This window comes from Psychrobacillus antarcticus, from assembly GCF_029533155.1.
GTDB lineage: Bacteria > Bacillota > Bacilli > Bacillales_A > Planococcaceae > Psychrobacillus > Psychrobacillus antarcticus.
Genome location: NZ_JAIZDB010000024.1, coordinates 1 through 21,660, shown reverse-complemented (window position 1 = coordinate 21,660; position 21,660 = coordinate 1). Strand labels below are relative to the sequence as shown.

At 37.8% G+C, this 21,660-nt stretch carries 24 protein-coding genes and 1 tRNA gene; 23 read left to right on the top strand and 2 right to left on the bottom strand.

Annotated features, from left to right (window positions below; genetic code table 11):
- Positions 1–101: 101 nt before the first annotated feature.
- The 22 genes from hprK (at position 102) to nadD (ending at position 19,731) form a co-directional block, all read left to right on the top strand.
- Complete coding sequence (hprK, locus tag LDK52_RS13785; protein WP_277586536.1) at positions 102–1,037, top strand: HPr(Ser) kinase/phosphatase; 936 nt, start codon at positions 102–104, stop codon at positions 1,035–1,037.
- 23 nt (positions 1,038–1,060) lie between these two features.
- Entirely contained in the window at positions 1,061–1,870 is an 810-nt protein-coding gene (gene lgt, locus LDK52_RS13780) for a prolipoprotein diacylglyceryl transferase (protein ID WP_277586535.1), read from the top strand.
- A 15-nt stretch (positions 1,871–1,885) separates the two neighbouring features.
- Positions 1,886–2,824: a nucleoside recognition domain-containing protein gene (locus tag LDK52_RS13775; RefSeq protein WP_277586534.1), complete on the top strand. Its 939-nt coding sequence runs from the start codon at positions 1,886–1,888 to the stop codon at positions 2,822–2,824.
- Positions 2,821–3,471 carry a pyrophosphatase PpaX gene (ppaX, locus tag LDK52_RS13770; protein ID WP_277586533.1) on the top strand — a complete coding sequence of 217 codons (651 nt, stop codon included), beginning with the start codon at positions 2,821–2,823 and terminating at the stop codon, positions 3,469–3,471. Before LDK52_RS13775 ends, ppaX begins: the two co-directional genes overlap by 4 nt.
- Positions 3,468–3,977, top strand: coding sequence for an acyltransferase (locus tag LDK52_RS13765; RefSeq protein ID WP_277586532.1), 510 nt, complete (start codon positions 3,468–3,470; stop codon positions 3,975–3,977). The genes ppaX and LDK52_RS13765 overlap by 4 nt, the downstream gene beginning before the upstream one ends.
- A 330-nt stretch (positions 3,978–4,307) precedes the next feature.
- Positions 4,308–5,486, top strand: a complete 1,179-nt coding sequence (locus LDK52_RS13760) for an ATP phosphoribosyltransferase regulatory subunit (protein ID WP_277586531.1) — start codon at positions 4,308–4,310, stop codon at positions 5,484–5,486.
- Positions 5,479–6,108: an ATP phosphoribosyltransferase gene (gene hisG, locus LDK52_RS13755; protein WP_277586530.1), complete on the top strand. Its 630-nt coding sequence runs from the start codon at positions 5,479–5,481 to the stop codon at positions 6,106–6,108. The genes LDK52_RS13760 and hisG overlap by 8 nt, the downstream gene beginning before the upstream one ends.
- 8 nt (positions 6,109–6,116) lie before the next feature.
- Positions 6,117–7,400 carry a histidinol dehydrogenase gene (hisD, locus tag LDK52_RS13750; RefSeq protein WP_277586529.1) on the top strand — a complete coding sequence of 428 codons (1,284 nt, stop codon included), beginning with the start codon at positions 6,117–6,119 and terminating at the stop codon, positions 7,398–7,400.
- Positions 7,397–7,993 (top strand): imidazoleglycerol-phosphate dehydratase HisB, encoded by a 597-nt coding sequence (gene hisB / locus LDK52_RS13745; protein ID WP_277586528.1) that lies wholly within the window; start codon positions 7,397–7,399, stop codon positions 7,991–7,993. Before hisD ends, hisB begins: the two co-directional genes overlap by 4 nt.
- A gap of 13 nt (positions 7,994–8,006) precedes the next feature.
- A complete protein-coding gene (gene hisA / locus LDK52_RS13740; RefSeq protein ID WP_277586527.1) occupies positions 8,007–8,747 on the top strand; it encodes a 1-(5-phosphoribosyl)-5-[(5-phosphoribosylamino)methylideneamino]imidazole-4-carboxamide isomerase in 741 nt (246 codons plus the stop codon).
- 45 nt (positions 8,748–8,792) lie between these two features.
- Positions 8,793–9,419, top strand: a complete 627-nt coding sequence (gene hisIE / locus LDK52_RS13735; RefSeq protein ID WP_277586526.1) for a bifunctional phosphoribosyl-AMP cyclohydrolase/phosphoribosyl-ATP diphosphatase HisIE — start codon at positions 8,793–8,795, stop codon at positions 9,417–9,419.
- 78 nt (positions 9,420–9,497) lie between these two features.
- The gene (locus tag LDK52_RS13730) at positions 9,498–11,024 is read left to right on the top strand and encodes a tetratricopeptide repeat protein (RefSeq protein ID WP_277586525.1); all 1,527 of its coding nucleotides are present in this window, start codon (positions 9,498–9,500) and stop codon (positions 11,022–11,024) included.
- Positions 11,025–11,093: 69 nt separating this feature from the next.
- Positions 11,094–12,044, top strand: a complete 951-nt coding sequence (gene trxB / locus LDK52_RS13725) for a thioredoxin-disulfide reductase (RefSeq protein ID WP_277586524.1) — start codon at positions 11,094–11,096, stop codon at positions 12,042–12,044.
- Positions 12,045–12,242: 198 nt separating this feature from the next.
- Positions 12,243–12,713: an 8-oxo-dGTP diphosphatase gene (locus tag LDK52_RS13720; RefSeq protein ID WP_277586523.1), complete on the top strand. Its 471-nt coding sequence runs from the start codon at positions 12,243–12,245 to the stop codon at positions 12,711–12,713.
- Between the two features lie 3 nt (positions 12,714–12,716).
- Positions 12,717–13,601, top strand: coding sequence for an RNase adapter RapZ (gene rapZ / locus LDK52_RS13715; protein WP_277586522.1), 885 nt, complete (start codon positions 12,717–12,719; stop codon positions 13,599–13,601).
- A gap of 4 nt (positions 13,602–13,605) precedes the next feature.
- Positions 13,606–14,577 (top strand): gluconeogenesis factor YvcK family protein, encoded by a 972-nt coding sequence (locus tag LDK52_RS13710; protein ID WP_277586521.1) that lies wholly within the window; start codon positions 13,606–13,608, stop codon positions 14,575–14,577.
- Between the two features lie 29 nt (positions 14,578–14,606).
- The gene (gene whiA / locus LDK52_RS13705; RefSeq protein WP_277586520.1) at positions 14,607–15,548 is read left to right on the top strand and encodes a DNA-binding protein WhiA; all 942 of its coding nucleotides are present in this window, start codon (positions 14,607–14,609) and stop codon (positions 15,546–15,548) included.
- An 18-nt stretch (positions 15,549–15,566) separates the two neighbouring features.
- Complete coding sequence (locus LDK52_RS13700) at positions 15,567–15,824, top strand: HPr family phosphocarrier protein (protein ID WP_277586519.1); 258 nt, start codon at positions 15,567–15,569, stop codon at positions 15,822–15,824.
- 285 nt (positions 15,825–16,109) lie between these two features.
- The gene (locus LDK52_RS13695) at positions 16,110–16,910 is read left to right on the top strand and encodes an NUDIX hydrolase (RefSeq protein ID WP_277586518.1); all 801 of its coding nucleotides are present in this window, start codon (positions 16,110–16,112) and stop codon (positions 16,908–16,910) included.
- A gap of 67 nt (positions 16,911–16,977) precedes the next feature.
- A complete protein-coding gene (locus LDK52_RS13690) occupies positions 16,978–17,526 on the top strand; it encodes a cysteine hydrolase family protein (protein WP_277586517.1) in 549 nt (182 codons plus the stop codon).
- A 57-nt stretch (positions 17,527–17,583) separates the two neighbouring features.
- Positions 17,584–19,068 (top strand): nicotinate phosphoribosyltransferase, encoded by a 1,485-nt coding sequence (locus LDK52_RS13685; protein ID WP_277586516.1) that lies wholly within the window; start codon positions 17,584–17,586, stop codon positions 19,066–19,068.
- 30 nt (positions 19,069–19,098) lie between these two features.
- The gene (gene nadD, locus LDK52_RS13680) at positions 19,099–19,731 is read left to right on the top strand and encodes a nicotinate (nicotinamide) nucleotide adenylyltransferase (protein ID WP_277586515.1); all 633 of its coding nucleotides are present in this window, start codon (positions 19,099–19,101) and stop codon (positions 19,729–19,731) included.
- 607 nt (positions 19,732–20,338) lie between these two features.
- On the opposite strand, the gene LDK52_RS13675 is transcribed toward nadD, so the two are convergent.
- The gene (locus LDK52_RS13675; RefSeq protein WP_277586514.1) at positions 20,339–20,650 is read right to left on the bottom strand and encodes a hypothetical protein; all 312 of its coding nucleotides are present in this window, start codon (positions 20,648–20,650) and stop codon (positions 20,339–20,341) included.
- A 59-nt stretch (positions 20,651–20,709) separates the two neighbouring features.
- Positions 20,710–21,306 (bottom strand): ATP-dependent Clp endopeptidase proteolytic subunit ClpP, encoded by a 597-nt coding sequence (clpP, locus tag LDK52_RS13670; RefSeq protein WP_277586513.1) that lies wholly within the window; start codon positions 21,304–21,306, stop codon positions 20,710–20,712.
- A gap of 165 nt (positions 21,307–21,471) precedes the next feature.
- On the opposite strand from clpP, the gene LDK52_RS13665 reads away from it, so the two are divergent.
- Positions 21,472–21,543, top strand: a tRNA-Arg gene (locus LDK52_RS13665).
- The last annotated feature ends 117 nt before the right edge of the window (positions 21,544–21,660 follow it).

Genomic DNA, 21,660 nt, shown 5'->3' with positions numbered 1-21,660 from the left:
TTAAATAGAGGAAGAAAAGATAAATGAATACAATTTCAGTAGACAATCATGATAAAATAAGTACTAGGTTTACAAATGTAGGATGAAGGGGGTTTATGGGTATGTCACATGTGACGACGAAGGACATAAAAGAATATTTGAAACTCACATTAGTAAGTGGGGAAGAAGGCATTGGGCGTCATATTTCCGTAAGTGATATTTCTAGACCGGGGATTGAAATTGCAGGATACTTTACTCATTATCCATCGAATCGGATACAACTTTTAGGGAAGACAGAGATATCTTTTTTTGCTTTGCTACAGCCAAAAGAAAAAAGCGAACGTATGAGAAAGCTTTGTGCACAAGATACACCAGTCATCATTGTTTCTCATGGAATGGAAGTGCCAAAGGAGTTAATCGATGCATCCAATGAAAGTTCAGTTCCTGTATTAACGAGTAGTTTACCTACTACAAGATTTTCAAGCAAGCTTACAAACTTTTTAGAAAGTAGATTAGCGCCGTCTACAGCTGTACATGGTGTACTTGTAGATATTTATGGGGTTGGTGTGTTAATCACTGGGAAAAGTGGAGTAGGTAAAAGCGAGACGGCACTGGAGTTAGTGAAAAGGGGACACCGGTTAGTAGCGGATGATTGTGTAGAAATTAGGCAAGAGGGCGAAGATACATTGGTCGGGAGTGCGCCTCAGTTAATTGAGCATCTTTTAGAAATTCGCGGACTAGGTATTATTGATATAATGACACTATTTGGGGCAAGTGCCATTCGAAGCTATAAACGTATAACGCTTGTAATCGAATTAGAGATTTGGGATGAGAAAAAAACATATGACCGACTAGGTCTCGAAGAAGAGACAATGGAAATTATTAATACAGCTATCACAAAGCTAACTGTTCCAGTTCGACCAGGTCGAAATATCGCGGTAATAATTGAAGTGGCTGCAATGAATCATCGATTAAAAAAAATGGGTGTAAATGCTGCGGAAGATTTCGCTAAGCGTTTAAATGATGTTATAGAACAAAATGCAGAAGTGGATTATTAATAGATGTTTGAAGGGAGTTACATATGAATTTATTACAAATAATTGATCCGGTAGCTTTTTCTCTAGGACCGATATCGGTACGTTGGTATGGAGTAATTATTGCACTCGGGATTGTATTAGCATTTTTTATTGCACAAAAAGAAATGGTGAAGCGAGGGTTTCATCCAGATTATTTAACAGATTTACTTATTTGGGCAGTGCCAATTGCTATTATTAGTGCTCGAATCTATTATGTTATTTTTAAATGGGATTTTTATAGTCAAAATCCGGGCAAAATCATTGAAATATGGAATGGCGGAATTGCGATTCATGGAGCATTGATTGGATCGTTTATAACTGCTTATATTTTCACTAAAAAACGCGGCTCTTCTTTTTGGAAGGTTGCAGATATTGTAGCACCAAGTATTTTAATCGGACAGGCTATTGGTCGTTGGGGAAATTTCGTCAACCAAGAAGCACATGGTGGGGAAGTAGCGAGAACATTTTTAGAAAATTTAATGCTTCCAAATTGGATTATCGAACAAATGTATATAGATGGAAAGTATTATCACCCGACATTTTTATATGAATCGATTTGGAATTTTGTCGGAGTTATTATTTTATTATTGCTTCGTAAAGTAAATTTAAGTCGAGGGGAAATGGTGCTATTTTACGCGGTTTGGTATTCGGTTGGACGATTTTTCATCGAAGGAATGCGTACGGACAGTTTGTATTTAATAGGAGAATTAAGAACAGCACAGGTTGTATCAATTGTGACGATTATAATTGCGATTATTTTGTTTGTATATAGAAGAATGACAGTAAAACCTGTTGTTCACTATCAAGATAAGTAAGAAAGCTGGGATAAGATGGGGACGTTGAAAAATGGGTTGCTTGCTGGTCTGAAAACGACATGGACATTAAGTAAAATAATCTTCCCAATTACATTAATCGTAGTGATTTTACAGTACACGCCAGTGCTTCCTTGGATTATTGATATCATATCTCCTTTTATGGGGATACTAGGACTTCGCGGGGAGGCTGCTATTCCTTTAGTGCTGGGGAATGTATTGAATTTATATGCAGGTATTGCTGGGATCCTTTCTTTGGAATTGACTGTAAAGGAAGTTTTTATACTAGCAACAATGCTATCCTTCTCACATAACATTTTCATTGAAACTGGAGTGGCTCTTAGAGTTGGTGTGAAGTTATGGATTGTATTGGTTGTTCGCTTTGGTTTAGCTATTATGTCAGCTGTCATTATTAACCTTGTGTGGCAAGGTGGGGGAGAGGTGGCGACATATGGTGCGCTAAAAGTAAGCCAGCAAGTTCCTGATGGTTGGGGAGAAATTATTTTGCTTGGCCTACAAAAGGCGACGTTCGGCGTTTTACAATTAGCGCTAATCGTCATTCCATTGATGGTTATCATCCAGTTTTTGAAGGATCGGAATTATTTACAAAAGTTTTCACAAAAGCTTGCTCCATTTACGAAAGTTATTGGTATACAACCCAACGCTTCCTTAACGCTTGTAGCTGGACTTGTAATTGGACTTGCGTATGGAGCAGGTGTCATGATTCAAGCGGTGCGAGATGACGGAGTAAGTAAAAAGGATGCTACTTTGGCTTTTATATTCTTAGTGGCATGTCACGCTGTTGTCGAAGATACATTAATCTTTATACCATTAGGAATCCCAATCTGGCCTTTATTATTAATAAGATTAATAACTGCCTTCGTATTAACGATAGTAGTTGCTTATGTTTGGAGGAAAGCGGAACAAAGTAAGCATAAGGAAGTGGTAGTCCAGTGAAAAACTATAAAGCGCTACTTTTTGATTTGGATGGAACATTGTTAAATACGAATGAACTAATTATCGAGACTTTTTTACACATATTAACCGAAACATTTCCGGGGAAATATAATCGAGAGACTGTCCTCCCGTTTTTAGGACCACCATTATCTGAAACTTTTAATGCGATAGATCCGGGATTAACTGAAACTTTAACTGCTTCCTATCGCAAATGGAACCTGGAGCATCACGACCAGATGGTAGCGCCTTTTGAGGGTGTTGTAGAAACTTTACGACAGTTAAAGAAGGATGGCTACAAAATGGCGATTGTTTCTACTAAGAGACGAGAAATGATAGAAAGAGGTCTCCGATTAATAGAATGTGAAGCATTATTTGATACGATTGTCGACTTAGAGGACGTGACATATACAAAGCCTGATCCAGAGCCGATTCAAATAGCACTTCAAAGAATTGGAGCTAACAAAGAAGATGCCCTTATGGTTGGCGATAACTTCCATGATATTGTTGGTGGGCAAAGGGCTGGTGTTGATACAGCTGGCGTAGCCTGGTCCATCAAAGGAGAAGAGTTCTTAGCTACTTTTAATCCCACTTATATGCTTCATCAATTAAGTGAGCTACTTGATATAGCTAAAGGGGAACATGTATGAGGAGAACAGAACGATACCCGGTAAAAGGGGCAAACTCACTTTGGCATGTATATGATACTGTTCCATTTTGGAAAGTGATAAAGAACTTTATTTTTATTCAAGCTGCTAGATATTCTCCGTTCTTAAGCTGGAAGAACTTTTTCTATCGTGCCTTTTTGAAAATGGAGGTCGGTAAAGAAACGTCTTTTGCTTTAATGGTGATGGTCGATGTCATGTTCCCGGAGCGTATTAAAGTAGGAGACAATTCCATAATTGGTTACAACACGACGATTCTTGCGCATGAATATTTGATAGATGAGTATCGTATTGGTGATGTCATTATTGGAGATCGAGTATTGATCGGCGCTAATACAACGATTTTGCCAGGTATTACGATTGGTAATGACGCGATTGTTTCTGCAGCCACACTCGTCAATGCGGACGTTCCAGAAGGATGCTTCGTTGGCGGAAACCCAATGCGCATTGTTTATACGAAGGAACAAATGCTTGAACGAAACAAAAACTAATGAAAAGCTATTCTCCTTTGGAGGATAGCTTTTTATTGAGAGAAAGTATAAAACCATCTGCTTGGTTAGAAATACTATTTTATTTTCTTTTATCGGAGTCCATTTCATAGTTACTCATTTTATAAAACACGACTATTTAAGCCTCCGAAAATTCCAACTAACCCCCTCTGGCGGCTCCTTTTTAGCAATCTAATCATCATTCTCGCCGACAAATTCCTCTCAAATAGAGGAAAAACAGAAAATTTGACGAATAGAATAAAGTAGGATAAAATTCAATTAATTCATCTTGTTAGTTCTCTAGTGTACTAAAGTATTTTTAGGAGTGGTAAAATGAGCAAAATTCAAATGTTCGAAAAGCCTCTTGGAATGAGAGACTCGTTTCCAGAAGTAAACGAACAAAAAGAATATATACGATCGACAGCAAGAGACTTTATACGAAGAAAAGGGTATGACTTTATAAAAACACCGTCCGTGGAGTATTTTGAAACAATCGGAAAGGCTTCCGCAATTGACGAGTCTTCTTTGTTTAAACTAGTAGACAATCAAGGCGAAATGCTTGTATTGCGTCCTGATATGACGACACCTATTGCTAGAATAGCAGCATCCAAATTACTAAAGGAAAAAAATCCATTACGCTTAGCCTACTATGCGGATGTATTTCGTGCACAACAACGAGAAGGCGGAAGACCAGCTGAGTTTGAGCAACTAGGACTTGAACTAATTGGCGATTTTAGTCCGTACGCAGATAGTGAAATAATCTATACCTCCATAGAACTATTAAAGGATTTAGGTGTAGAAAGCTTCCGAATTACGATTGGACATGCTGAAATCCTAACTGCTTTCTTAACGAACAACACAGAAAATAAAGAACAGGTTGAAACGCTAAGACAACTATTAGTAGAGAAAAACTTAGTTGGTTTCTCACAAAAGCTAGAAAGCATGAACTTATTAAAAGAAAAGAAAGAAAGACTTAATAAAATAATAGATTATACAATAGATTCCAATGTATTTTCGGATTTTCGTCAGTTCCTCAATGACGATCAACAATATTTGATCGATCAGATTGTAGAACTCCAAGAACTGCTGGAATTCCAATTGAATGACATTTCGATTGTATCGTTTGATTTTTCTTTAGCGAGTCATATGAGCTATTACACAGGTATGCTGTTTGAAATTCACGCGGCAGGAAGTGGTTTCTCCATTGGAAATGGTGGAAGATATGATGAGTTATTTAAACAGTTCGACGAAAAAGTTGGTGCAACAGGATTTGGGATTAGGGTAGACCGTTTGTTGGAAGTTTTACCGAAAGTTGCCGTAGAAGAAAAGCATACACTTCTTTTATTTGATAAAGGGTCTTTTTCTAAAGCGAATGTATTAGCGGAAGCTAGAAGAAATGTATCCGAATATGTGACGCTGCAATACGCCGAGAGTGTAAATGATATTGAAGCGTTTAAACAAATTTTCGATGAGGTAATTATCGTGTCCGAAGGTGGTTCTGTTCGTGATTGAGTTAACTATTGCCATGCCAAAAGGGCGTATCTTTGAAGAAGCGTATAAATTATTTGTAGAAGCAGGATTTAACTTGCCTAAAGAGATTAGTGATTCGAGAAAGTTAATAGTAGAGGCTCCGGGTGAACGCATTCAGTTCATCCTGGCGAAACCGATGGATGTCCCTGTATACGTGGAACATGGTGTAGCGGATATCGGAATTGCTGGGAAGGATGTTTTATTGGAACAGCACCGCGATGTCCATGAGCTATTGGATTTACATATTAGTAATTGTTATATAGCAACTGCCGGTCTTCCGAACACGACGATGAATGATATTGCGCCACGAGTTGCAACAAAGTATCCAAGAATTGCTACGAACTTTTACAAGGAAAAAGGAGAGCAAGTAGAAATTATTGAGTTGAATGGTTCGATTGAGCTAGCACCAATGATTGGTCTTGCAGATCGCATTGTCGATATCGTTTCTACTGGACAAACGTTGAAGGAAAATGGTTTAGTTGAATATGAAAAAATCGTTCCTATCTCCTCTCGATTGATCGTCAATCCTGTAAGTTATCGAGTGAAAAGTGAACGTATCAATGCATTTATTGCACAATTAAAAAATGAATTGAATAAAAGGTAGGGAATGCTATGAAAATAGAAAAGCTTACAAATACAATTTCATTATTGCGTTCGGTTGAACAAGGAAATGCAGATCATTTAACGACCGTACGTGAGGTAATCGCAGATGTACGGCAGAACGGTGATCAAGCCCTTCTTCGTTATACAGAAAAATGGGATGGTGCAAAACTTGCATCACTTAAAGTAACGAAAGAAGAAATGGATGAAGCATACGCTAACTTTGATAGACAATTGGTAGGAGACTTGGAAGAGGCTGCTGCTAATATCCGAGCATTTCATACAGAGCAAGTTCAACAGCAAATTGACTTCCCATTAGCTAAAAACTCTTATATTCAATATAAAATTTCACCCCTAGATGCAGTAGGTTTATACGTTCCGGGTGGGACTGCAGCTTATCCATCTTCGGTATTAATGAACGCAATACCTGCAATAGTAGCTGGGGTAGACAGAGTGGTTATCGTATCACCTCCATCTTCGAATGGAAAACTACCAGATTCCGTATTAGTAGCAGCACGTATAGCTGGTATTACAGAAATATATAAAGTTGGTGGAGCCCAAGCAATTGCAGCTCTTGCATATGGTACTGAAACGATTAAAGCGGTAGATAAGATTACAGGCCCGGGTAATAGTTTTGTAGCACTAGCTAAAAGAGAGGTATTTGGTAGGGTTGCAATTGATATGATAGCTGGTCCTAGTGAAATAGCTATTCTTGCTGATGATACTGCCTATGCAGATGAAGTAGCGGCAGATCTTCTTGCTCAAGCAGAGCATGACCGATATGCATGTTCTGTTTTAATCACAACAAGCCCATCTTTAGCTGAACAAGTGTCTATAGAGGTAGAGAAACAATTAAAGCTTCTTCCTAGAGAAGAAATTGCTCGAGCATCAATTGAAAACTTCGGATGTATTTATATTGCTGAATCAATGGAACAAGCGGTAGCTGCCGTGAATGAGCTAGCGCCAGAACATTTAGAAATTATTACGGAGCAGCCCGAAGAGTTGAGTAAAATGATAAGACATGCAGGGGCTATTTTTATCGGGAGATTCAGTAGCGAGCCAGTAGGCGATTATTTTGCTGGTACGAATCATGTACTGCCGACAAATAGTACAGCAAGATTTTCAAGTGGATTATGTATTGACGATTTCGTGAAGAAAACAAGCGTAGTCTACTATTCAGAAGAAATGTGGCAGGAGCAATATCCTAAAATTGCTCGCTTAGCAAGACTAGAACAATTAGAAGGACATGCGAGGTCTGTTGAGTCAAGAAGCTGGAATAAGGGGGATTCAAAATGACACATAAAAGAGTAGCGAAAATAGAGAGAATGACAAACGAAACAAAAGTGTGGGTTGAAATTGATTTAGATGGTGAAGGAAAAGCAGAAATAGATACAGGTGTCCCTTTTATGGATCACATGCTGGATTTATTTGTAAAGCATGGTTTATTTGATGCTTCTATTAAAGCTAAAGGTGATACATATATCGATGATCACCATACGACAGAGGATATCGGTATTGTTCTAGGACAAGCAGTAAAAGAAGCATTAGGAGACAAAAAAGGTATTAAACGCTACGGAAATGCCTACGTGCCTATGGATGATGCCCTAGCGCAAGTAGTCATCGATATTTCCAATCGTCCACATTTAGAGTTCCGTGCGCAGTTCCCAACTCAAAAAGTAGGGAATTTTGATACAGAACTTGTTCATGAGTTTCTATGGAAATTTGCATTGGAAGCACGTATGAATGTTCACGTTATCGTTCATTATGGAGCAAATACACATCATATGATTGAAGCAATCTTCAAAGCGTTAGCTCGAGCAATTGATGATGCTATTACGAAAGATGATCGAGTGAAGGGCGTTCCTTCTACAAAAGGTCTACTTACATAAGGAGGGAATAATGTTGACTTCGATTCAAGTTTATCCTGCAATTGATATGAAAGGCGGGAAATGTGTACGTCTATATCAAGGGGATTATGAGAAAGAAACTGTATATGGTGATTCTCCATTCGATATGGCTAAAAAGTTTGCAGATGAAGGGGCTACATGGATTCATTTAGTAGATTTAGATGGAGCAAAAGACGGTACGAAAATCCATGCCGACGAAGTAATTCGCATTGCAAAGGAGCTTCCGGTTAGCGTACAAGTTGGTGGAGGAATTCGTACGAAGGATGACGTTCAATTTTATTTGAATAACGGTGTAGATCGTGTAATTATAGGAAGTCTAGCTATTTCACAACCGGACTTAGTGACAGAGTTATTAGAAGAATTCGGTGGCGATAAGATTGTCATCGGATTAGATGCAAAAGATGGTATGGTGGCAACACATGGCTGGTTAGAAACCTCTACCCAATCCGCCGTCGAAGTTGGACAATATTTTGCTTCTAAGGGTGCCAAACATGTTATCTTTACAGACATTGCAACAGATGGAACGCTTCAAGGGCCAAATTTAGTGGCAAATAAAGAATTGGCAGAAGCAACCGGACTATCTATTATTGTATCAGGTGGAATTAGTTCCTTAGAAGATATTGCTGCAGTAGTAAAGTTAGCACAAACGACTACGGTTGCTGGGGTTATAACGGGTAAAGCATTGTATAATGATCGCTTTACACTAACTGAAGCACTTCAAGAAGCGGCCAAATAAGTAAACGAGCATTCGTATCCATCGAATGAAAAAGGAGTAGAATATATGACTAATTTAGTATTTGATGAAAAAGGTTTAATACCAGTAATCGTACAACATGCAATTACAAGAGAAGTGTTAACACTTGCTTATATGAATGAGGAAGCCTATGTAAAAACAGTAGAAACAGGGGAAACTTGGTTTTTTAGCCGTAGCAGACAGGAACTTTGGCATAAAGGAGAAACTTCAGGGAATACCCAAAAAGTAGTTTCTATTAAGGCAGACTGCGATTCAGATGCTTTATTAGTAGAAGTACTACCAACTGGACCAGCATGCCATACAGGAGAAGATACATGCTTCCATAATACCTTAGAAAAACTGGATGATACTGTAGGCTATAATGCAATTACCTCTCTAGTTAATGTTATTGAAGAAAGACAGCAGTCCATGCCGGAAGGTGCGTATACGACGTACTTATTTGAAAAAGGTGTAGATAAAATTTGTAAAAAAATTGGAGAAGAAGCATCCGAAGTCATTATCGCTTCCAAAAATAATGATGGGGAAGAGTTGAAGTGGGAAGCAGCAGACCTTCTATATCATCTGTTAGTCCTTCTACAAAACCAACAAGTTAGTTTCTATGACTTACTACAAGTATTACAAAAAAGACATGAAGCTAAAGCAGATAAAAATTAAATATATGTGATATACTGAAGGATATACTAATAAGGGACGTTGATTAAAACGTTCCTTATTATTTTTCGGAGGATTATATTGAATAAAAAAAGTAAAAAAGTTCTTAGAGAAAATATCATTTCATTTTTACCTACGGGTGAATACTATTATAAAAAAGCATTAGATGAACTACAAAAAGATCAATATGAAAAAGCACATAAATACTTAAAAAGAGCAGTTGAACTAAGTCCGAATGATCCCATGATATTACTGCAATATGCGATTTTACAAATGGAGATAGATAATTTTGAACTAGCCCATGAGCTTTTGAGAAGTGCCCATGCAATTGATCATAACGAATCAGAAATTACGTTCTTTTTGGCGGAGGTAAATGCCCATCTTGGGAATTTTTTGGAAGCCAATAAATTCGCAAAAATGTACTTGGAGATGGATATTCAAGGAGAATACACGGAAGAGGCAATGGAGATTGTAGACTTCACGGAGCAGGAAGATATCGTTTCACTCCAGGTGGATACGCCATCGGGTGAAGCGTTATTTTTACAGGAAAAATCCAGACGTTTGATGGAGCAAGGTAAGTTTGCTGAGGCAGTAGAGTTATTGGAAACCATCGTGGTCGATCATCCAGATTTTTGGGCAGCATTTAATAATTTGGCGCTTGCTTATTTTTATATTGGCGAAGAGGAACAAGCAAAGGCGTTACTACATGATGTACTTATTGAAAATAGAGGTAATATCCACGCGCTATGTAATTTAGCAGTGATTCATTATTATGAAAAAAATGAAGAAGAGCTGGAAGAAATCGTAGAATTACTAGCGAAGATAAACCCTTATTTTGTTGAGCATCGTTATAAGTTAGGTGCGACATTTGCATTAATAGGCAAATATGAACAAGCATTTAAGTGGCTAAGAAGTTTACAACGAAAAGGTTTTGAAGGGGATCCAGGATTTTACTTCTGGCTATCTCATTCAGCTTATTTTTCTGGGCATGAAGAGGTTGCCAAAAATGCTTGGAAGGCTTTATTGAAACTGGATCCGGAAAAAGCAGGATTTGAACCTTGGCTACCAGTGAAAAATGAAGCGCATGATACTTCTTCTGAAATTCAAAAGGAATATATTTTGGAGAAAATAGAGCATAAGCAAGTGAGCGACCGTATTTATGGTTTTTATTTGTTAGGTAAATCCAAACATCGTCAAGAGATAATCTCACATCCAAAATGGATTGTAGTGGATGAATTAACAACGATGGAGAAATTATTCCTAGCCAATTCTTTAGGGCATGATTTTGATGAAAAATCACCTGCAGAGAAAGCTTTTTTACGTGCAATTGCAGCGACAGACCTATTGTATGATAAATATAAGCCTTTGGAGCATAAAGATACGTTTCTATTTGAAATGTGGTTTGTTTTAGTGGAACGCGCACTAGAAAAGAGCTATGGATTCAAAAATCCACGTGCATTAGCAGCAGCAACGGAGTATATGTTTGAATCGTCGCGCGCTAAAAATATAACGAAAAAATATTATGCTGAGCAGTATGGCATTACAACGAATACTTTGACTAAGTATATTAACGAATTGATGCAATTTTTGCCCCTTTTTGATTCCTAGGCAAAAAAGTTGAAGCATATAAAAAAATCCTATAGATTGAGGATAGTAGCAACGTAGGAGGAATTTAAAATGACTAATGAAAAAATATATGATGTAATTATAATTGGTGCTGGACCTGCTGGAATGACAGCGGCAGTATATACTTCACGTGGCAACCTATCCACTTTAATGATCGAACGTGGTATTCCAGGTGGACAAATGGCGAACACAGAAGAAGTGGAAAACTACCCTGGATTTGAAATGATCTTAGGACCAGATCTTTCTACTAAAATGTTTGAACATGCGAAAAAGTTTGGTGCTGAATACGCTTACGGCGATGTATCAGAAATCATTGATGGAGAAGCTTACAAAACAGTTAAAGTTAGTGGAAAAGAATATAAAGCATTAGCTGTTATTATCTCTTCTGGCGCGGAATATAAAAAAATGGGTATTCCGGGAGAAACTGAGCTAGGTGGACGCGGAGTTAGTTACTGTGCAGTCTGTGATGGGGCATTCTTTAAACAGAAAAACCTAGTCGTTGTAGGCGGAGGAGACTCAGCTGTTGAAGAAGGTTCGTTCTTAACTAAATTTGCAAACAAAGTAACAATTGTGCATCGTCGTAACGAATTACGTGCACAAAAAATTCTTCAAGACCGTGCGTTTGCAAATGAGAAAATTGATTTTATTTGGAACACAACGTTAAAAGAAATTCTTGGAAAAGACGGAAAAGTAGCAAGTGTTACTTTAGTGTCTACTGTGGACGGTACTGAAAGAGAATTTGAAACAGACGGTGTATTCGTATATGTAGGGATGCTTCCATTAACAAAACCTTTCGAGAATTTAGGTATTCTAAATGACAATGGATACATTGTAACAAACGAAAAGATGGAAACAACTGTACCTGGGATATTCGGCGCAGGGGATGTTCGTGAGAAAATGCTTCGTCAGATTGTAACTGCTACAGGAGATGGAAGTATTGCTGCTCAAGCTGCGCAACACTATATTGAAAATTTGACAGACAAAACAATTTTAAACGCTTAATTTAATTTTTTCTTAATCGAATTGTAATAGTCTTGAAACAAATAAAGTGTATAGTAAAGAATATAAATTGACCCCCTTTTTATATATGAAACATTTGGACAGGCTGTTTCGCGATTTTAATCGTGAAGCAGCCTCTTTTTATGAAAATTAATGTATAATATAGTTTATTAACACATGATAGATGTGGAGTGACGATTTGTGCAAAGAATAGCAAACCTACTCGTATGTAAAGACGACAAAGTACTACTATTAAAAAAACCAAGAAGAAATTGGTATGTGGCACCAGGTGGTAAAATGGAGATGGGCGAATCTATATTAGTTTCTGCAGTAAGAGAATTTACAGAAGAAACTAATGCTGTTCCTATACAACCTCATTTAAAAGGGATTTATACAATGATTATTGAGGAAGATGGAGAGCATTTAGATGAATGGATGTTATTTACCTTTATCGCTAAAGGCATAGAAGGAATACCTTTAGTGGAAACAAAGGAAGGGATTTTAGAATGGCATTCAGTCGAGGACTTACACCATCTACCTATGGCTGAAGGCGACCGAACTAATCTCTTATTTGCGGTTCATGAAAAAGGTATGCAATATGGAACATTTGTATATACGCCTGACTTTTCTCTTATAAAGGAAACGATTCAGCAATCAACGGAGGGAGAATGAACAATGGATAGTCCTAAAAAGCACGAAACGGAAGTTGTAATTATTACAGGAATGTCGGGTGCTGGAAAGACTGTAGCTATCCAAAGTTTTGAAGACCTTGGCTATTACTGCATTGATAATTTACCACCAGAGCTATTGAGTACGTTCATCAAACTAATGATAGATTCCAATAAGCAACCTCGCAATATTGCGGTTGTGATGGATTTGCGTGGAGGAGAAATGTTCCACTCCTTAGCAGATTCAGTTAATGATTTAGAAGCGGCAACAACTGTTTCGCCTAAATTATTATTTTTGGATGCCGGAGACGAGGTATTAGTAAGAAGGTACAAGGAAACACGTCGATCTCATCCACTTGCCAACTCTGGGCTACCTCTAGAAGGTATAAAAAAAGAAAGACAAATGCTTTCTGATTTAAAAGGAAGAGCTCAGTATATTTACAACACTACAAAGATGAAACCTAGAGAACTAAGAGAGAAAATCCAAGAAGAGTTTTCTTCACAAGGCGATCAAGTTTTTACGGTGAACGTCATGTCCTTTGGATTTAAACATGGTATACCGATAGATGCCGATTTAGTATTTGATGTACGCTTCCTTCCAAATCCATATTATATAGAAGAACTACGTTTGAAATCTGGGCTTAATGAAGAGGTGTCCAGCTACGTATTAAAATGGGTAGACACTAAAACATTAATAGAGAAGCTGACGGATTTATTCCAATTCATGATTCCTCAATATAAAAGAGAAGGTAAAACCCAACTAGTCATTGCATTTGGATGTACAGGCGGGCAGCATCGTTCTGTTACATTAGCAGAATACTTTGGGAAGTTATTGAAAGAAGATGACAAAACGATTATTACGCATCGGGATGTTGTCATTAGAAAGGAATGAAAGAATGGAACCTACAAATCGCCGTAAAAAGCTAGTTATAATAGGTGGAGGTACGGGTCTGTCTACGTTACTTCGTGGCTTGAAGAAATTTCCACTGGACATTACGGCAATCGTTACGGTCGCAGATGACGGTGGAAGCTCGGGTAGACTTCGTGACGAATATGACATACCACCTCCAGGAGATGTACGGAATGTGCTAGCAGCTCTTTCGGAAGTAGAACCGTTAGTGGAGGAAATGTTTCAATATAGATTTTCTCAATCGAAAGAATTGGAAGGGCATTCATTAGGGAATTTGATGTTAGCCGCGTTAACATCCATAACAGGTGATTTTGCGCATGCCATAACTGAAATGAGCCGAGTACTGAATATTCACGGGAAAGTACTACCAGCAGCCAATCAGTTAGTCACGCTGCATGCACTGTTAGAGGATCAAACAACCATTACAGGTGAATCTAAAATTCCATACTCCGGGAAAAAAATTGAAAAAGTGTTTATTACTCCTGCAGATGTTAAACCATTACCAGAAACGATTAATGTCCTTCGTCAGGCGGATGTTATCGTTATAGGTCCAGGAAGTTTATATACGAGTATTTTGCCAAATCTATTAGTGCAAGATATCCAAAAAGCGATTAGGCAATCAAAGGCAAAGAAAGTATATATATGTAATTTAATGACACAGGCCGGAGAGACGGGTAATTATTCTGCATATGATCATGTTCATGCACTGCTGGAACATGTTGGAGAAAATTTCTTGGATGCTGTGCTAATAAGTAACGAAGAAATTCCTGAAAATGTGAGATATTTATATAAACAAGAACAGGCTTCTCCTGTTAAAATAGATATTGATCAATTAGAAACATTGAATATAGACATAGTAAAAAAAAACATTTCAGTCGTTCATGATGGTGCAGTTCGTCATGATGCAACGGAAGTAGCGAAATGGCTTGTAGAATACGCAGATGGTTTAAAAGTTTAAATCGTTCAGGAGAAAGGGGGAAACGGAACATGTCGTTTGCTTCTGAAACTAAAAAAGAGATGACTCAAGAAGAATATGAGCCTTGTTGTGCACGAGCAGAGCTTTCTGCACTCATACGCATGAATGGATCACTCTCATTTAGCAACAAATTGTTAAGCTTAGACGTTCAAACAGAAAATGCAGCTATTGCTAGAAGGCTATATACATTAATAAAATCGTTATATCCATTACAAGTAGAATTACTCGTTCGAAAGAAAATGAGATTAAAAAAGAACAATATATATATTTGTCGTATTCGAGATGGGGCAAAAAGTCTGTTAGAGGATCTTCAAATTTTAAAAGATGGCTTTGAATTCGAATACTCCATTTCCAAGGAACTTGTTCAAAAGAGCTGTTGTAAACGTGCCTATTTAAGAGGTGCCTTTTTAGCAGGAGGATCGGTAAATAATCCGGAAACTTCGTCTTATCACTTAGAGATCTATTCTTCTTATAAAACACATAGTGATGCACTTGTAGAATTGATGAACAGATATGAACTGAATGCGAAAACAATCGAACGTAAAAAAGGGTTTGTCGCATATTTAAAGGAAGCAGAAAAGATTTCCGATTTTTTAAGTATTGCGGGAGCCCATAGAGCTTTATTAAAATTCGAAGATGTTCGAATCATAAGAGATATGCGAAATAGCGTAAACCGACTGGTCAATTGCGAAACAGCCAATCTAAATAAAACAATCAGTGCTGCCATTCGCCAAGTGGACAATATTCGATTTATCGACAATTCTATCGGTTTAGACCAGTTACCAGAGAGACTTCGTGAAATAGCTAGGTTACGTGTAGAGCATCAAGATGTTACACTAAAAGAACTAGGTGAAATGGTTACTACTGGAAATGTGAGTAAATCGGGTGTTAATCACCGATTGCGAAAAATTGATGAAATAGCAGGCGCGCTTCGTAATGGAGAGACAATTTAGAGAAATGAGGAGTAAATAATGGCAGAACAGCAGGTGGAAGTAAAACTATCTTCAGGACTTCAAGCAAGACAGGCTGCACTTTTTGTGCAAGAAGCAAATCGTTATATTGCAGATGTCTATTTAGAAAAAGATACTAAAAAAGTAAATGCAAAGAGCATTATGGGAATTATGAGCTTGGCAATCAGCAAAGGAACAAAAGTAAATTTAAGTGCTGATGGTTCTGATGCGGAAGAAGTAGTCGAAGCTTTAGCAAAATTCATCTCAAATGAATCATAAAAATGGTACGGCCTCATTAGTCACTTTAGACGAAAGGGCTTTTTTTTTTTGGAAAAAATTTGGGTCTTATACTCAGTGTTCCAGATATTTTAGTCCAATAATACTGCTATCCCTAAACTTAACCAAAAAAAATGAAAAAAGTAGACAATTGTCTTGCAATTATAAAAATTAAAGTGTAAACTAATATTAACAAATAACAAACTGTTAATTAAAATAAGAAACTAATAAAGTTGAAGGAACATATAACATAAGCATGTGAAAAAAACAGAAGGGTAGGTAAATTTAATGGATAAATATAAGACAGAAGTAGAAATGCTTGAGAACTACGATGCAAACAAATATAAAACGCCAGACGGGTACACCAGCGACATTGCCGTATTTACCATTATTTCAACCGAAGTAGAAAAGCATAAACCGCCAGTAAAAGAGCTGAAGTTGATGTTGATACAACGAGCAGAGAAGGACGCAGAAGGTCAGCCAAACGTAGAAGGTAGTAAATGGGCATTACCGGGTGGTTTTGTTCAACCCGATGAAACAGCATTTGAAGCAGCCTCTAGAGAGTTGGAGGAGGAAACAGGCGTAACCAATCTCAAGATAAAACATTTTGGTACTTACGACAAACCTGGGCGTGACAAGCGTGCTTGGATTATCTCGAATGCCCATTATGCAATCGTCCCTGAAAACCAACTAGTCAAACGTAAAGCAGCGGATGATGCATCGGATGTTCAATTATTCACCTTAGAAGAAGTCAGCCAGTTGGAACTTGCTTTCGACCACGAACAAATAATAGCGGATGCCATTTGGATTATTAAAAAAGACATGGGGCTCACTACATTAGCGAAGAACTTTTTACCTGAAGAATTCGTGTTATCCGAATTACAGGGCGTACTACTAACTGTATTGGATGACTCATGGATTAAGCTGGATTCTCAGTTTTTCAGAAAAGCACCTTCCCTACCATTCATAGAAAAAGTAATGGTTGATGGGGAGTTAAAAAAATCTAATAGATGGTCAAAAAACAAAGCGCAATTATATAAATTCACCGACTACGAGCCTTTTGTTTCCATCTATAATGCAAACTATTAATTTTTTAATTTAATGATTAACAGTTAAATAATTAATAACTAAATTACCTAAAAGGAGCGGATGAATGATGAAAAGAGCATTATTAAACATTGATTACACGGTAGATTTTGTAGCAGATAATGGCGCATTAACTTGTGGTAAACCAGGGCAGGACATTGAAGGGTCAATTGTACAAGTAACCGAAGATTTTATAGATAAAGGTGACTACGTAGTGTTCGCTGTTGATATACACCAAGAGAATGACAACTACCATCCTGAAACAAAGTTATTCCCCCCTCACAATATAGAGGGAACTAAAGGCAGAGATTTGTATGGAAGACTCAAAGAACTATATGAAAACTACAAAACTCAAGAACAGGTCTACTGGATGAACAAAACAAGGTATTCAGCATTCGCCGGTACAGACCTAGAGTTAAAGCTTCGGGAAAGACAAATTACAGAAGTCCATCTAGTTGGAGTTTGTACCGACATTTGCATACTTCATACAGCCGTTGATGCTTTTAACAAAGGCTTTAAAGTAGTCATTTATAAAGATGCTGTCGCAAGCTTCAATCAGCAAGGCCACGAATGGGCTTTAGGTCATTTCCAAAATAGCATTGGTGCCGAAATCAAATAGAACTAGATGGCTGTTGCAATCATTCGCTGGATAATAAAAAGAGATGGAGGGTTTAACATGACGAAAATTTATAAAGATGATGGGTTTGCGTTACACACCGACCTTTACCAAATCAATATGGCAGAAACTTACTGGGAAGATAATATACACAACCGTAAAGCCGTCTTCGAAGTGTACTTTAGAAAGTTACCATTCGGAAATGGATACGCGGTGTATGCCGGACTAGAAAGAATTGTCGAATATATATCTAACTTCCAATTTACAAAGAGTGATTTAGAGTATCTTCAAAACGAACTAGGTTATGGAGAAGACTTCTTAGCATATCTTCAAACGCTAAGATTCACTGGCACGATTCGTTCGATGAAAGAAGGAGAATTGGTCTTCCATAACGAACCTATGCTACGTATCGAAGCTCCTTTAGCAGAAGGGCAATTGATCGAGACAGCTATACTGAACATCGTCAACTATCAAACGTTAATCGCGACAAAGGCTTCTCGCATGAAACAAGTAATTGGAGACCAGACCGCTATGGAATTCGGAACCAGACGTGCTCAAGAAATGGATGCAGCAATTTGGGGAACAAGAGCAGCTTTTATTGGGGGATTTGAAGCGACAAGCAATGTACGAGCAGGGAAATTATTTGGTATCCCTGTATCTGGCACACACGCCCATTCTATGGTTCAAGCGTATCGAGATGAGTATATCGCATTTCATAAGTATGCAAAAAGACATAAAGATTGTACCTTCTTAGTGGATACTTATGACACCTTAAAATCTGGGGTTCCTACTGCTATTAAAGTTGCAAAAGAACTAGGAGACAAGATCAACTTTAAAGCAATTCGACTTGATAGTGGCGATCTGGCTTATTTATCAAAAGAAGCGAGAAAGATGTTAGACAAAGCCGGTTTCAAACAGACGAAAATTGTCGCATCTAATGATTTAGATGAATATACTATCTCTCAACTAAAACATCAAGGAGCTAAAATTGATGCATGGGGAATTGGAACTAAACTAATTACTGCTTATGATCAAGCGGCACTCGGAGCAGTGTACAAATTGGTATCGATTGAAGACGATCACGGGAATATGGTAGATACTATTAAGATTTCTGGGAACCCAGAGAAAGTTACGACACCTGGACTCAAAAAAGTTTATCGTATTATCAACCTAACGAGTAATAAGTCAGAAGGTGATTACATCGCCATGGATGATGAAAAGCCAGAACAACAAGAAAAACTCAAAATGTTCCATCCAGTTCATACGTATATAAGTAAGTTTGTGACAAATTACGAAGCAAAAGAACTTCATCATGACATATTTGTGGAAGGAAAACTAGTATACGAATTGCCGGGTATCTTAGAAATTCAAAAGGACGTAACAAAAAACTTGTCATTCCTATGGGATGAATATAAACGACTTCTAAATCCCGAAGAATACCCTGTTGACTTAAGTCAGAAATGTTGGGATAACAAAATGGCTAATATCCAACAGGTAAAAGAAAAAGTAGAGGCCCGAATAAATGATAGAGTGGACACGGTATAACTAAAATTTTGATTACTTGGAGGAAACCTTATGGCTAAGATAGGAATATACGGGTCATCTTTTGACCCCATTACCAATGTACATCTTTTTACAGCAAGCACAATTGCGAATCGTTGCAAATTAGATAAGGTAATTTTTTTACCTTGCTCCAACAAAAGAAAAGATAAGATGATGAAGACGGAGGATGAACATCGCTGGAATATGCTAGAAATGGCGATTAAATCTGACGAAAAATTCACTTTAGATGATTTTGAGATGAAGCAAGATGCCTGGAAAATTTCCACCTATGAGACAATGAAGCACTTAAAAAAAGTATATCCAGAAGATGACTTATATTTCATTATGGGTGCAGACTTGTTAGTGGATATCGGAGATGGTAAATGGGGTAACGCAGATAAATTAGTAAGTGAAAACAAGTTTATTGTTATGGCTAGAGATGGTATTGATATGTTAAAAGCAATAAGTAGTTCACCTTTGCTTCGCAATAATGACGATGGAAGCACTTTCCACTTAATCGATAAGGGTATTGCCATGGAAATCAGTTCTACCTATATCCGCGACGAATTTGCTATGGGTGGTGAAGCAAAATATCTGTTGCCAATAGATTGCTATAACTACATTAAAACGAATGAATTATATGGATGGAAAGATGCGTCCAAGTAAAATCAGATAGAGAAAGTACAATAAAATTAACTTTGTATAGAGAGATGAGTTCGGAGAAATATATCCTAGCTCATTTTTTCCTTTTTAAAAAGATAAGTATATAGAAATACAGCATGAACATTGGTTTTACATAACTTTTAAAGAATGAATAGTACTTCTGATTTCCGTTATATGTGGAGAACAAAGGCTAAGGGCGCCACGTCTCAAAAGGAAGGCAATCTAAGTTCGCCGCGTCCTGCGGCAACGATTGCATAACCCACCTCCTGTGGGCCTCAACGCCTTCGTGACCAACATCCTGTTGGCCTTCGCGGGGTGAGCGATGAGCTATCACCACAGCACACGCGTCGCTGTGATATCTCATCTGTCTCACTCATCCCGCAGAAGTCGCCACCTTACATTCCAATCAAATAAGTGGGTAGTACTGTACTATAAGATTTAGCATAGCCTCTCGCTCAGAAGATAATAGTAATCAAAGTTAATATAGGGAAAAACAGTCTGATGAATTAGAGATATTATGCTATAACGTAGAATGTAGAAAGTGGATTTCCTTTGATATGAGTCCCTTTCAGCCTTACATATTTTAAGATGAAACATCTATATTGTATATTTAAGTGGTTTTATAGCCAATTATCCGCTTATATAAAGTGGATTTAATTGATTGGAGCGCAGAGCGGCGACTCCAGTGGGAACAGCGCGAGCTGAAGACCCTGGACTGAGCGTAGCGAAAATCTTTTTTGCGACGAGCTTGCGCAGGAGCAAGGGAAGCGGCTGAAGCCGTGCCCACGGAAAGCGTCCGCTCGGAGCGGAAATCAATGGCATATCTACGTTTTTGTTTTAAAGGACCTGGCGTCTTTTGCCCGGTTTTTCTTACTAAAGTAACAAAAAAGGTACCTGACTGATTAAGGATGATAAATACCATCCTCCTTGTATACAAAAAACATCCCAAAGGACTAAACCTTTGGGATGTTCGTCGATTAATTATGCTTTTTTCATTTCGCTACGATCGATAATGTGATCGATTAAGCCGTATTCTTTTGCACGTTCAGCAGTCATGAAGTTATCACGATCTGTGTCTTTTGCAATTACTTCGATCGGTTGACCAGTGCGTTCAGAAATAATTTTGTTTAATTTATCACGTAAATGTAAAATGCGTTTTGCAGCAATTTCGATTTCCGTTGCTTGCCCTTGTGCCCCACCAAGTGGTTGGTGAATCATTACTTCAGCGTTAGGTAGTGCATAACGTTTACCTTTTGTCCCAGCGGTAAGTAGGAACGCTCCCATAGATGCAGCCATACCGATACAAATTGTTTGTATATCTGGTTTGATGAACTGCATTGTATCGTAAATTGCCATACCAGCAGTGATACTTCCTCCTGGGCTATTAATGTAAATAGAGATGTCTTTTTCTGGATCTTCTGCTTCTAGGAATAATAATTGTGCAACGATAGAGTTTGAAACGTTGTCATCAATACCACTTCCAAGCATAATAATGCGGTCTTTTAATAATCGAGAGTAGATGTCGTATGCACGTTCTCCACGACTAGTTTGTTCAATAACAGTAGGAATTAAGTTCATCCTGATTGCCTCCTTCAAGGGTGGAATTTATTAATAAGTTACTGAGAAAAGTTCCCTCAGTTGTAACTTTATCATACACATAATGGTCAAGGAAGGTCAAATTTAAAGCTCTGAAATGTTTGCTTGAATTATGTACATTCTATTTGTATAATAGATAAGTCGCTTGCCCTTGTAGTGTAATGGATAACACACAAGCCTCCGAAGCTTGGAATGTGAGTTCGATCCTCGCCGAGGGCATAATGTTTCAACATTTTCACTAAGAACTTACCTGTTTTTATTATGACGAAATAGCACGTAATAATAACAAGTAGCCCTCCGTTTATTTTGCGATAAAGCAAACGGAGGTTTTTTTTT